Source organism: Proteus penneri (genome assembly GCF_003144535.1).
GTDB lineage: Bacteria > Pseudomonadota > Gammaproteobacteria > Enterobacterales > Enterobacteriaceae > Proteus > Proteus penneri.
Map to the genome: position 1 here is coordinate 30,215 of NZ_PHFJ01000009.1, position 13,247 is coordinate 43,461.

The following is a 13,247-nucleotide window of genomic DNA, read 5'->3' on the forward strand; positions in this document are numbered from 1 at the left end:
AGGTATAGTAATATGCCTACCGAATGATATTTGAATAGTAAAAAGATCAATTAAAAGGAAGAATTATGGCTACCCCTCATATTAACGCAGAAATGGGCGATTTTGCTGATGTCGTTTTAATGCCGGGCGACCCGCTTCGTGCTAAATACATCGCTGAAACTTTTTTACAAGACGTCCGTCAAGTAAACAATGTTCGTGGTATGTTAGGTTTTACAGGTACGTATAAAGGCCGTAAAGTTTCTGTTATGGGCCACGGTATGGGTATTCCTTCCTGCTCAATTTACGCAAAAGAATTAATTACAGATTTCGGCGTGAAAGTTATCATCCGTGTGGGTTCATGTGGTGCAGTATTACCAGATGTTGAACTGCGTGATGTTGTTATTGGTATGGGCGCATGTACAGACTCTAAAGTTAACCGCCTGCGTTTCAAAGGCCAAGATTTTGCCGCTATTGCTGATTATCAATTAGTTCAGAATGCTGTTGATGCAGCAAAAGCGAAAGACATTAAAGTTCGCGTTGGTAATATCTTCTCTGCTGATCTGTTCTACTCTCCAGATCCAGAAATGTTTGATGTAATGGAAAAATACGGCATCTTAGGTGTTGAAATGGAAGCTGCAGGTATCTACGGTGTTGCAGCTGAATACGGCGCAAAAGCATTGACCATCTGTACCGTATCTGACCACATCAAAAAAGGTACACAAACTACAGCAGAAGAGCGTCAAACTACCTTTAACGAAATGATTGAAATTGCATTAGAATCTGTTCTGTTATTAGAAGACTAATCAATACATCTCGTTGCTTAAAGATACTAAAAACCCAATTTAAGAATTGGGTTTTTTTATGTATATATGTTTAATTAAATTAGAAATTAAGGAGCATAAATATAGGTTTCTAAATAAGGGTCCATTTTAATTGAGTAATTTTTTAAATTATCTAAGCTGGGTGTTAATGGCTGTTTGCACTCTTTTTTACTGATAATGTTATTGTCTTTATAAACAATTATACCGTTAAAGTTCCATCCTCTACCTTCACCGTCATAAACAATGTAGCTGTAATTTCCATTCTTAAATCGAATATAAGTCGATGCGCCAGCAACAAACATTTGATGCCCATAAAAGACATTATTATTGGGTTGCTGAGGAACAGGTAGTGTGATCTCTGTTTTTGCAAGTGTGCCATAGCGATAAACAGGTGGCTTTCCATGTTCAACGAACACGCTGACATACTTACCATTTTCAAGTTGGCAGGTAAATTCTTCAGCATAGACACTTGCGGATAATAATACGAATACAGCAGCAATAGCGATACGTGCTTTCATATTGTCTTCTCCGTTAATTACCTACTTTATTACTTTAAGTATCGGCAAAAGAAGCAAAATATGTAGAGTAAATATTCTGATTATTTAGCAGGGTGACTGTATTTTGTTTTCAACCAATATTTTCGTTATTTGTAGAATTATTCTCTATGATTATTTTCTTTTTTATATTTTCATTAGTGACTACCTTCTGTTTTAGCCTTAATCCATACTTTGTACCTAATAATAGTTAAAATTATAATTAATTAGCTGATTATGAAAAATATTATAGTGATTTCGTTTGATTTTATTGGTGGTAACTAAACTTAATGTAATTTTAGCTGTACTAATTGCGGAAATAACAGATTAATACAATTAATTAAATAGAGACTCCAATAATATCATATGGTTAGCTGGTTATTATTGTATTTTGATTATATTTCAAATAGTTAATAGTATTGCGGGTGATTATTTTTGTTTATAGCTTAATTTTCATTGTGATGTCAGTCACATAAGCATATATATGAAATAATAACACCTGTAAATTTAACTTTCCGAAGATTTCTATTGCATTGATATTAAATAAAATATTTTGTTTTGTGTGGCTGTGAGTAGAGCCTATGGGCTCACATGAAGCACTAACTAAATTAATTAGAAAATGTATAGTATTGTTATGCAATCAATTTAAATTTCTGTCGGTTTCTATTTGGAGAATATAGTGAAAAATCAAGATTTATTAGGTCTATCTTCTGCTAACATTCTGAATGCGGAATTTGAGAAGAAATACCACGACGTTATTGCTCACTTTTTCAGCCGAGATCCGAAGTATTGGCCGATATTTCAGGATAAAACAATCCAATCGATTACACAGTTTAGAAAAACAACTTCTAACGATAATGACCAATTACAACGTTACTCAAATGGGCAACAACTATTTGAACGTCTAATGACGGATACGCAAATCCAACAAAACATTAATTACCCAGAAAATGATCCTAATGAACTACTGATGTTAGTTTCAACACTGTGTAAAAACTGGGAAAATCCATTAGCTGTTGAAAACGTAATTGCAATGCCAAGTGATCCGGGGGTTTATGGTTCAATCTTAGGGTTAATGGGCAACCCTAACATGGTGTATTGTGAATATTCTGGTGTTGCTGATGCGTTAGAGAAAGTGACGATAAAAAAAGTCGCTAAATTGGTTGGTTACGATCCTGAAGTTGCCTCAGGTGTGTTCACTCAAGGTGGCACCATGTGTAACTTATATGGTTATCTCTTTGGATTACGCAAATCTATGCCTAATTCTAAACATTTAGGCATGGCCGCAGATCAAGATTATCGCATCATTAACTCCCAAGGTGGTCACTATTCAAATATGACTAACCTAGCCTTATTAGGTGTTGATGTTGATAACAAAACTATCCGTATTAAAGTGTCTGAAGATAACACCATTAATTTAGAACACTTAGAGCGAGAATTAAGGGCGTGCTTTACTGTTAAATGCAAAGTACCCACTATCATGTTAACCACAGGAACAACAGACACCTTTGGTGTGGATGATGTGAAAGGGGTTTGTGAATTACGTGATCGCTTATGTGAAGAATTCGAGATCCCTGTTAAGCCCCATGTTCACGTTGATGCAGCTGTTGGTTGGCCGATTATCTTCTTCTTAGAATATGATTTTAGCAGTAATCCGCTGGCAATTAATGATGTCACCTTAGAAGGTTTACGTCAGAACGTTGAGAAATTTAAACATCTGAAATATGCCGATTCCATTACCATCGACTTCCATAAATGGGGCTATGTGCCTTATACCTCAAGTTTAGTATTGGTGAAAAATGGCAATGACTTCGTGGCACTGGAAAACGATCCAGAAAACTTCACCTATTTTGAACATGAATTAGAAGGGCAGACTCACTTACAATCTACTATTGAATGTACACGTAGTGGTGTGGGTATCTTTGGTGCTTATTCTGCAATGCACTATATGGGTATTGAAGGTTACCAAACCATTATTGCTCACTGTTTGCAAAACGCCAACTACATGCGCCATCAGTTGTTAGAGATGGGGAATGCGAAAGTGATCGTACCGCAAAACCAAGGCCCAAGTGTTGGTTTTAAACTGTATGATCCAAATTTAGTCAAAGATCCTAATGTTGCTTTTGATTTAGAGTTAACGTGCTCTACAGATAAAGAAGCATATGACTTTATGGTTCATAATACGCAGTGGCATAGAAAACTTTTCTTACAACGTGGTAAAGAAGGATTATTTACTAATTGGGTAGATTCTATTGCTTGCTCGAAATATGCGAAAAATAACCGTTATATTTATCTTCCAGGTGAAAAAGCGGTATTTATGAATCCAAATACTGAACGTGCTCATATTGATAATTTTATGAAGATTTTAACCGAAATGAGTCAAAACATGAGCTCAAAAAAGGTTGCGAAAATCTAACTAAATTATTGTCTGATTAAATAAAACAAACTGTACTTTAATCGAGGAAATCCATATTAAAGTACAGTTTTTATTTTATATGATAATAATTGCAGATTATCTGAGTTGGCTATCTTTACTACCACGGCGATTATACCCACTAAAGGCATTATTTTTTTTATCAAATGCCTCTTGGCAGTTTAAACAATAACGTACACCAGGAACGGCTTTTTGCCGAGCCAGAGAGATTGGCTCACCGCATTCATCACAAAACTCTGCACTTTCACCTTGCGCCATTTGGTTACGAGCTCTGGCAATTGCATCATCAATGGTGGCATCTATTTGCTCTTGAACAGCACTATCATTAGCCCATCCACTTGCCATCATATTCTCCTATTTTAACAGTGAATATAAATACTATTATTAGGGCGATGGCGAAAAAATCAACAAAACAAAAGGAAAATGTACCTTAATTTATCACGATAGAAATAAAAAACCCCTCATATGGAGGGGCAAATTTCAGAGGCATAACGGTTGTTATTATTGTTTTTGTTCTCTAATAAATAGAGAAATAATAAAGAAGAGGGCGACGAATACAATAATCAGGTTAAAGCCAACAGAAACATTATAGCTTTCTGAAACCTGACCAATTAATGAACCTGCTAACGCACCACCCAATCCAGAAGCAACATAAATCAATCCCATCACCGAGCCACTTTTGCTGGTTAATTTTGTGGCAACGGCGGCGGCTGTTGGAAACAGCACTGATAATGCAAAACCAAATACCATAAACAGATAAACAACATCTTGTACAAAGATACGGCTTACAATAATGGCGATTAGAGAAAATAATGAAAATAGAATAAGCGTTTTGCGATCACCCAATGCAAGGTTAATAAAACCACCAATAAAACGACCAATAGTAAATAAGAAAGCAAAACTGGAAATCACATAAGCGGCTGTTTCTGCTTTTTGTGCGCTACTCATATTTCCAATATCCATAGAGGTATAGAAAATAGGGAAGAAGTTTAAGAAAGCGGCTTCAGCAGCAACGTACAACGTAATAAATAAGATAACTAATAATAGCGATTTTTGTGTCAGTAACTCTAAAAAGTCACTGAATTTCATATCAACTTGTGCGCTGTTTTCTATTTTTAATGTACTCAATACGAGAATAATGACCGCAACAATAACGGCAACACCCACATAAAAAGTACGCCATGAAATAGAGTGTGAAAATAGATATTGTAAAATTAGCGGAGTGACAATCATCCCTACGCCAAACATTGCATTAGAGACGTTAAACATCATGCCAGCTTTCTCTTTATAGAAAGTCGGAATAACGGTCACGATAGAGACAAGCATCGAGCCAATACCTAAACCAATTACCAGATAAAAGCCAAAAAATAGCATCACATTAAAAGCAAGGCTGGTTCCTGTTAAACCAACCGCCATCATTAATGAGCCAATAAACATCATGACTTTTAACCCTTTCTTATCGGTAAAATAGCCTGTTAATAAACTGGCAATTAAAAAACCGATTTGGAAAAAGGTAATTAATGAGCCAACTTGGCTCATATTTAATGAAATATCATGTTGAACTTGTTCAAGAATAAGCCCTTTTGTATTTTGAATGCCACCGAGTAAAAACATCGTGACAAACAGAAGGAAAAAGACTTTCCATTTTTGTTGTTTAGCCATAATTTTATCCTGATTTTCCGCGGTGTATTATTCTTTAATCGTGTTGTTATAGGCGTTATTGTTAGGTGTATTGTGTTCGCCAATTGCATCAAATAATTCTTGAGTAGCCCATCCATAGCAATAATAAAGTAAGTCATCACAAGCACTTTCTTCTGCTGCAATAACGGCTTCAATTAATTGAGAGGCAGGTAAATTCCACATTTGAATACCGCTATAAATAAAGGTATTTGGCTGTGAAAGCTGGCGAACTTTATTATTTTGTTCTGCAACAAAGTGAATAGGAAAACCTTGCTGTTTAAAGGTTTCGTATGAAATGTCATAAGGTAATTCAAATAAGCGTTTGAACGCAGTAAATGCACGCTCTTGGCTTTCGCTATCATGGGCAAAATGATTAATTAACCCTTGAACATCTGCTCCTCCCCCTAATTTATGATAAGGGAAATGTTTGAGTGTTGAAGAATAACGCGTTAATTCATGGTAGTTCTGACCTAAGATCCAACTATAAGCTGGTGGCCATAGATCAAGCCATAACGTAATACCACCCGCAGTTTGTTTGGCATCAGACAGTAATTTTTCAACTAATTGAGTCACACTTTGTTGGCGAAATACTTGCCACGCTTTTAACAAAGGATCTTCTTTTAATGCGGCAACAGGTGTTTCGAAATCCGCTTGTTTTAATGAGTCAGCTAAAGCCGCCAGACGCTGTTTGATTTCATTAACAGGTAAACCTTGCTGTACCATTTTCTTTTCACAGTGAGGGCAAAAACAGGTAAATAATCCAGCTGGATTAACTTCTTTACCTGCCCAATCAGGGAAACGAATTCGATCAATTAAAAAGGTGTCATAACCGTAGTTTTGTTTTAATGCTGTGAATGTCTTTTGCCACAATTGAGCGACATCAGGAGCGTTAGGGCAGAGCCAGTGTGCCTGTGGACGGCCTTTAAAATCGATAACCTGATTGTTTTCTATATCCCCAGTGAAATCGCCATTAAGAATATTTGCCCATGGAATGACTTTATATTTTCCGCCATCAGTGGCTTTTTTTATCGTCATTAGCGGATCGGCACCCGCTAAAATAGTTGGATCAACACGTTGGCTTAGACGAGGGAAATCAGTATGAGTGTTGATGTGTAGTGTACCTGTTCCCATAACTACATTATGGATAGGGTTATGAGGTAAATCACCAACAGGGTAAGGGTTACGTTCAAAAATGGTATTAATTTCGACAAATAAATGCTCGACATGCTTCATGCCATCAAGGCGTTGAAGTATAGCGGGCATGCCTTCGTCTAAAATATCATGTGGGTGAAGATGTATTCCTGCCATGAGTTGCTCCCATCTCGTTTAGGTGCTTTTTTATTAGGGTTATCTCAATTGGATCTCGGGCATAAATTGAATTGATGGATAAACCGTAGCCAAGGCAAGAATGGCAATGCCATAAAGCGGGCCTTTTTCCCATAATTCAGACAGCTCGATATTCACTTTGGTGTTAGCAAATAAATGTCTATCTAGATTTGCCTGAACACGCGGTAAAAAGGTATCAGCAGAGCGAGTGATCCCGCCTGTTAATACCACTTTTTCCAGATTTGCAATGGCGACTAAGTTCATAATGCCAATAGCAAGATAATCTGCCATTTCTTCAACTAAGGATTGAGCCAGAGGATCGCCTTGTTGTGATGCTTGAATAATCTCAATCGCACTAAGATTTTCCCCTCGTAAGCTCGCCATGCGTTCACTTAAACCTGAACCGGAACAGAAACTCTCAAAGCATCCTTTATTGCGCCAATTTCGAAAGAGATGGTCACGAGCAAACATCATATAGCCGATTTCACCGGCTGCATTGTTTGCGCCACGAATAACTTTTCCATCCATTAGCAAGGCGGAGCCTAATCCTGTGCCGATGCCAATTAGCGCACAACTGTGCGTATGACGGCAGTGGCCTTTCCACATTTCACCCACAAGTGCTGCACGAATATCATTTTCGAGTACAACGGGTACATTGAGTTTTTCTGTAAGCTGTTGTGCTAAAGGTAAATTATCCCATTGAGGTAAGTTAGGGGAACCTTCTAGCACAACACCATTTTTGATATCGATGATCCCTGGTGTGGCGACACCGATAACATTGATCTTTTGACGGTCTACGCCGCTTTTTTCGATCACATTTTCAATACTTTGTGCAAATTGCGTAATAAAGTGCTCACGATCGTCAGTATCAAAGGTAGGCTCTTGATATTCATACAACAATTCGGCATCTAAGTTAAAAACAGCATAGGCGATTTTGGTTCCGCCTAAATCAATGCTGACACCTAAACTGTGTTGAGGATCGAAGTTAACTAAAATACCTTTTCTACCTTGTCCTGCTGGCGAACTAACACCGCTTTCATAAACGATTTTTTCTTCAAGGAGATCGTTAATAATTTCAGACACCGTCGCTTTTGTAATTCCACTAATTTTGGCTATCTGAGCCCGTGACAAAGGACCTTGATGACGAATGACATTTAATACAAGCGAGGCATTCATTTGCCGTAATGTATTGGGTACGTTCGGTGTCACGTTACTACTCCATTTGTTTAGAAACAAAACTAAAAGATGTTTTTTTTATATAAAATCGTCTGTGATTGATAGTTATGCACCGTTTTATTTACTTTGTAAAGTGAAAAACTGCTAATTAGTTTGGAAACCATCCTAAATGGGTTTGTGATCACAATTTGATGTGTTTGATTTGCACAATGGGAGCCTTTAAAAGATCTTCAATGTATATATTCATTGCACATATTCTTAACGCAGTAAAACGACTAGAATGAAATCAATATCTATTGAATTAAAGAGAAAATCAGCATGAAAAAAGGAATGTTATTAAAAGGGGTTATAGGGATGCTATTGTTATTCCCACTGTATTCACAGGCAGTGACATTAAGCGGTTATCTAGAGGTAAAACGATTATTAGCCCTCGAGCATCCTGCTAATAAACAATTAAAATCGGTGACTCAAGCTTATCTAAACGGTATCGCAAATGGATTTAATTTTTATGCGGTTGCTGTAAAAATTGAGAATCAAGATAACGATAATTTTCGTCCTCTTTATTGCCCACCGCCTAAAATAGAGCAAAATGGCGATTTTATGGTTAAGCATATTGATGCTTATTTAGATAAAAATCCTGAAGTGAAGAATAAACAACAAGAAACGCCGTTGGAGTTAATTTATATTCTCGCATTACAAGATGCTTATCCTTGCCATGCTGATAGCAGTATCTAGACGAAAAATAGCCACATTCCCTGTGGCTAAAATGATTTTGGTGTGCTCTTTTTTTTATTATTTACTTCAGGTTGCCTCTCTCATAAGCCCCTTGATGGAAGACACTCAAGCAGTTGTTGCTTCAACTTGTTTTACAGGAACAAGATGACAACAGTCGCTTTCACCGGTTTTTTCAAAGGTTGATAAACGAGTGATCAAGAGTGAATTCATGTCTGTTAATAATCCCTCTGTTTGCAGTTTTTGCATGATGTTTTCATCACAGTCATTATTATTTTGACGTTGATAAGCCACAGGTGTTACACCACGTAATACCGTTAATTGACCCGCAAGTGCGGGATTATCTGTTAATGCATATACGTTGTTGTTTGGCATAAAACGTGACAATAAGGTCACTGATTTACCATTTTCTGTTAATGCTGCAACACTTAAATGCTTGTCATCATGGAAGGCGCTTGTCGCAGCTGCCAGAGCAATCCAACGACCTGTTTGTGAGTAATAAGACGGAGATTGCCATGGGTTTTCAGCATTAGCTGCAAAAGAGCGTTCGGCTCCTTCAGCAACACGCGCCATTGCACTAACCGCCTCGACTGGATATTTTCCTGCCGCCGTTTCGGCTGATAGCATTACCGCATCAGTACCATCACCAACAGCATTCGCAATATCCATGACTTCGGCACGGGTTGGCATTGGGCTTTCAATCATTGACTCCATCATTTGGGTTGCCGTGATCACAGGGCAGCCTAATGCACGACAACGTGCGATTAATTGCTTCTGAGCGCCCGGTAAGCTGGCATCACCGATTTCAACCGCTAAGTCACCTCGTGCCACCATAATGACGTCTGACGCTTTAATAATGTCATCCATATTGGCTTCACAAGAAACCACTTCAGCACGCTCGACTTTAGCAACGATTTTGGCATGGCTTCCTGCCGCAATCACTAAACTGCGCGCATATTCAATATCAGCACCATTACGTGGGAATGACACTGCAATATAATCAGCTCCAATCGCGGCGGCTGTGTGTATGTCTTGTTTGTCTTTTTCTGTTAACGCAGGTGCTGATAAACCGCCGCCGAGTAAGTTAATACCTTTACGGTTAGAGAGTTTTCCACCTACAGTCACTTTTGTTTCAATTTGATTATTATTTACTGCGCTGACTTGTAATTGGATATTACCGTCGTCGAGTAGCAGAATATTCCCTGGTGTGACTTCCTGAACAAGTTGAGGATAATCCAAGCCAACTTGTTGCTCATCCCCTAATGTTGGATCAAGATCTGCATTTAGGATAAAGCTATCGCCTTGCGTTAATTTAACGGAATCATTCTTAAAGTTAGCGATACGAATTTTCGGGCCTTGAAGGTCAGCTAAGATCCCGATAAATACACGATGTTTTTCTGCGACCTGACGGATAGTTGCGGCTGTAGTCTGATGCTGTTCGCTAGTACCATGTGAAAAGTTTAAACGAAATACGTTAGCACCTGCCAAAATCAGTTTTTCGATCATCTGTTCTGTGCAGCTAGCTGGGCCAAGAGTCGCAACAATTTTTGTCTTACGCATAATGACATTCTCTTTTTAAAGAGGGATACCCAACGGTATCCCTTGATGACAACTTAATTAATTCATTAATCCATGGTCACTTTTTTCGCATTCCAGACTAGCGTCGCTAAAATCATGGAGGCGATGGCAGAACCAATCCAGAAGTACTGTACTGTGGTGAAGTCGTAGTGAGTGATATCGCCAACTTGAGTAACTTTAATCAGTGATGCTGAAATTAACTCTTGCGCAGATGCGGCAATGTAAGCAAACAGTCCGATAAAGCCTTTTACTGCACCAACTGCGTTTTTCGGCATTAAGTCACAAGCGGTTAAGCCCGCTAAGAACACAACCAGACCCCCCATTGCAAAACCAACCATACTTAATGCAACAGCATCCATTACACGGCTTTGAGGACCCCAGAACATCAGTGCGAAACCAGCGATGTTAGCCAGACCATAAATCAGTGTAGGAATATGACGGTTAGCGTTAAACAGTTTGTCTGAAGCCATACCCGCTAAGATTGCACCAAAGAAACCGGCAATAGGGTAAGTTGACATCGCAAAACCAGCATCAATCAGTGAATAACCTTTTGAACCTTGCAGGTAAAGAACGGCCCATGAGCTGATTGCGTAGCGAGAGATATACATAGCTGCACAAGCTGCTGCAATGATCCATACTGTTGGTTGTTTTAATATGAATAATTGAGCGCGACGTGTTTCTTTCGGGTCACTTGATTTAACGGCTTCTGACTCTTCGCCATACGCGGTTGCTGGATCAGGTAAGCCATAAGTACGAGGACGGTCTTTTAAGATCATCAGTAAGATGATACCTGCCGCAATACCCGCGATACCGGCACCGATAAAACCTGCACGCCAGCCGAAGAAGCTCACTATGGTTGCAGTCAAGATCCAGGTAATTGCTTCACCAATATTACGCGAGCCACCCCAGATGGAATAAACGGTACCGCGCTGTTTTGGTGAGAACCATTGGAAGATAGAGACACAAGAAGGTGCTGAACCGACAGATTGGAACCAACCGTTAATACCCCATAACAGGATAAAGAACAGGCTCGCCGTTGACATTCCCATGAAGATACAAACAAAGGAAGAGGCAATTAACGATATGGACATAAAGCGTCCAATATTGGCATAATCTGATAAGAAGCCGTTAGAGAACTTACCAAATGCATAGGTAAAGAAGAACGCAGAACCCATTAAACCGAGTTCAGCGGTGGTTACGATACCTGCATCCAGCATAGGTTTTTTCACCACACCGAGTGCCATACGAACCACATAGAACATGGCATAACCAAGAACAAGACCAAAGAAGACCTGCCATTGGTGCTTTTTATATATTGCGCGGATCTTTTCACTTGACGCTTCTATTAGCGGCAGATCCTTTCTGGTTTTAAAGAAACTTAGCATAGAGATGACTCCGAATATTATTCATGTCTGAAGCTGATTTTGGTTTTCAGAGCTGATGCTATTCATTTAGGTCATCTTGGTGCAAAAGAGGGAATTTGAGTCATCGATGACACATTCTGCTGAATCGGTGAGTCAAATTTGTAACATCGCTATTAGGTGTTGGTTTAAAAATGAGTGAAGATATCGTCGTATCATTGTTGTAAATGGGTCATTAGGGACTCATTAGCTCAAAATAATAAATATTGCTAAATATCAGAAGTTTGAAGTTCGACACATTTTTATGTTTATTCAAAACAAAATCAGGGGTATGTCATGAGAATAAAAATAACACTTAGTCTCGTCTATTTATTGTTTAGTTGGCTGTTTATCACACCTGTGCGTAGTGATGAGCAGCCGCTTGTTATATTGACGACGCTTTCAGATACACCAATGAGACCACTCACAGAAGCTTTTAGCGCACGTTATCCTGATACCAAAGTGCAAGTGGTTTATCGTCGTGTCGCGATAGCAACACGTATGATGAAACAATATCCCACACAGCCTGTTGATATTGTGATGTCGTCATCGGCTAACTTTTTTCATCATTTAGATAGAGAAGGGTTGCTGGCGCGGTTACCTGTCAATTATGAAACGCCAAAATGGTTAACTCGTCATAGTGATATCTTAAACGATAAGATAACCACGGTTGGTTATTCTGGTATTGGTATTATGAGCAATACACAATACTTGCAAAAATGGGGGCTTCCTGCACCAAAAAGCTGGATTGATTTAAGTGATCCTATTTATCAAGGGCACTTAACCATGACTACACCAGCGAACTCTGGCACGATGCAATTGATGGTGGAAAATGTGTTACAAGAGTATGGCTGGGAGCGAGGATGGCAGATTTTACTGGAAACCAGTGGGAATCTTTCTTCCATTTCTGCACGCAGTTCACGTGTTAGTGATGCTATCGCTAGAGGTATTGTCGGCGCTGGGCCAATTATTGATAACTACGCTTTTAACCATCAAAAACGCTTTGATTTTGTTGAGTTTAGCTATTTTGATAAGTCGATTATTTTGCCGGCTTATGTCGCTATTGTGGCGGAAAGCAGTAAAAGAAACACCGCGGCCAAATTTATTGCCTTTCTTTTATCGGATGAAGGACAAGAGATCATCTATAAAAGTGATATGGCAAAGATCCCGTTAAGCAAAGAGATCTTACGTAATAACGATGAACTGGCTAATAACACAGAATTTATTTTAAACAGCAATGAGGCTTATCGTCGTAGTGAAGTGGTTAATGCGTTATTTGATCAAATGATCACCCATAATTTTCCGTTAATGCGCCAAGTTTGGAGTGATATCCATGAAGCTGAAAGACAGGAAAATAAAACGTCAGAACGTCTTGATGCGATCAGTAAAGCACGAAAAATAGCAAGTTCAGTGCTTATTAGTGAGAAAGAGGCTAATTCACCGACATTACAAGCGTTATTTATGAAGGAAGCCGATCAGCGAGAGTATTCCGATCAAGCGTTAGCTGTGCTGTATCAATGGCGTACATTAGAAGCAGAAAAACTTGAACAAGCACGCGCTTTATTAAGAGAAAACAAATCACCCTAAC

11 protein-coding genes are annotated in these 13,247 nt (G+C 38.7%); 4 read left to right on the top strand and 7 right to left on the bottom strand.

Annotated elements, in window-relative coordinates:
• Window positions 1-65: 65 nt before the first annotated feature.
• Window positions 66-782, top strand: a complete 717-nt coding sequence (gene deoD, locus CUB63_RS11320; RefSeq protein WP_006536106.1) for a purine-nucleoside phosphorylase — start codon at window positions 66-68, stop codon at window positions 780-782.
• An 86-nt stretch (window positions 783-868) separates the two neighbouring features.
• Here the strand turns inward: deoD and CUB63_RS11325 are convergent, their stop codons facing one another.
• Entirely contained in the window at window positions 869-1,318 is a 450-nt protein-coding gene (locus CUB63_RS11325) for a hypothetical protein (protein ID WP_109848056.1), read from the bottom strand.
• Between the two features lie 694 nt (window positions 1,319-2,012).
• Here CUB63_RS11325 and CUB63_RS11330 point away from each other — a divergent pair.
• Complete coding sequence (locus CUB63_RS11330) at window positions 2,013-3,749, top strand: pyridoxal phosphate-dependent decarboxylase family protein (RefSeq protein ID WP_109848057.1); 1,737 nt, start codon at window positions 2,013-2,015, stop codon at window positions 3,747-3,749.
• 96 nt (window positions 3,750-3,845) lie between these two features.
• Here CUB63_RS11330 and CUB63_RS11335 read toward each other — a convergent pair whose 3' ends face one another.
• From CUB63_RS11335 to CUB63_RS11350, 4 genes are all read right to left on the bottom strand, one after another.
• Window positions 3,846-4,112 (bottom strand): DksA/TraR family C4-type zinc finger protein, encoded by a 267-nt coding sequence (locus CUB63_RS11335; RefSeq protein ID WP_109400018.1) that lies wholly within the window; start codon window positions 4,110-4,112, stop codon window positions 3,846-3,848.
• Between the two features lie 156 nt (window positions 4,113-4,268).
• Complete coding sequence (locus CUB63_RS11340) at window positions 4,269-5,429, bottom strand: MFS transporter (RefSeq protein ID WP_072064354.1); 1,161 nt, start codon at window positions 5,427-5,429, stop codon at window positions 4,269-4,271.
• Window positions 5,430-5,456: 27 nt separating this feature from the next.
• Complete coding sequence (locus CUB63_RS11345) at window positions 5,457-6,755, bottom strand: hypothetical protein (protein WP_109848058.1); 1,299 nt, start codon at window positions 6,753-6,755, stop codon at window positions 5,457-5,459.
• 39 nt (window positions 6,756-6,794) lie between these two features.
• Complete coding sequence (locus CUB63_RS11350) at window positions 6,795-7,982, bottom strand: ROK family transcriptional regulator (protein WP_232240013.1); 1,188 nt, start codon at window positions 7,980-7,982, stop codon at window positions 6,795-6,797.
• Window positions 7,983-8,267: 285 nt separating this feature from the next.
• Between CUB63_RS11350 and CUB63_RS11355 the strand changes: the two genes are divergently transcribed.
• A complete protein-coding gene (locus CUB63_RS11355) occupies window positions 8,268-8,684 on the top strand; it encodes a Rap1a family protein (RefSeq protein ID WP_109400016.1) in 417 nt (138 codons plus the stop codon).
• A gap of 105 nt (window positions 8,685-8,789) precedes the next feature.
• Here the strand turns inward: CUB63_RS11355 and pyk are convergent, their stop codons facing one another.
• Both pyk and CUB63_RS11365 read right to left on the bottom strand, forming a co-directional pair.
• Window positions 8,790-10,241, bottom strand: coding sequence for a pyruvate kinase (gene pyk, locus CUB63_RS11360; protein ID WP_109848059.1), 1,452 nt, complete (start codon window positions 10,239-10,241; stop codon window positions 8,790-8,792).
• 65 nt (window positions 10,242-10,306) lie between these two features.
• Window positions 10,307-11,644 (bottom strand): MFS transporter, encoded by a 1,338-nt coding sequence (locus CUB63_RS11365; RefSeq protein ID WP_072064350.1) that lies wholly within the window; start codon window positions 11,642-11,644, stop codon window positions 10,307-10,309.
• Between the two features lie 312 nt (window positions 11,645-11,956).
• Between CUB63_RS11365 and CUB63_RS11370 the strand changes: the two genes are divergently transcribed.
• Window positions 11,957-13,246 carry an ABC transporter substrate-binding protein gene (locus tag CUB63_RS11370; protein WP_109848060.1) on the top strand — a complete coding sequence of 430 codons (1,290 nt, stop codon included), beginning with the start codon at window positions 11,957-11,959 and terminating at the stop codon, window positions 13,244-13,246.
• Window position 13,247 lies beyond the last annotated feature (1 nt).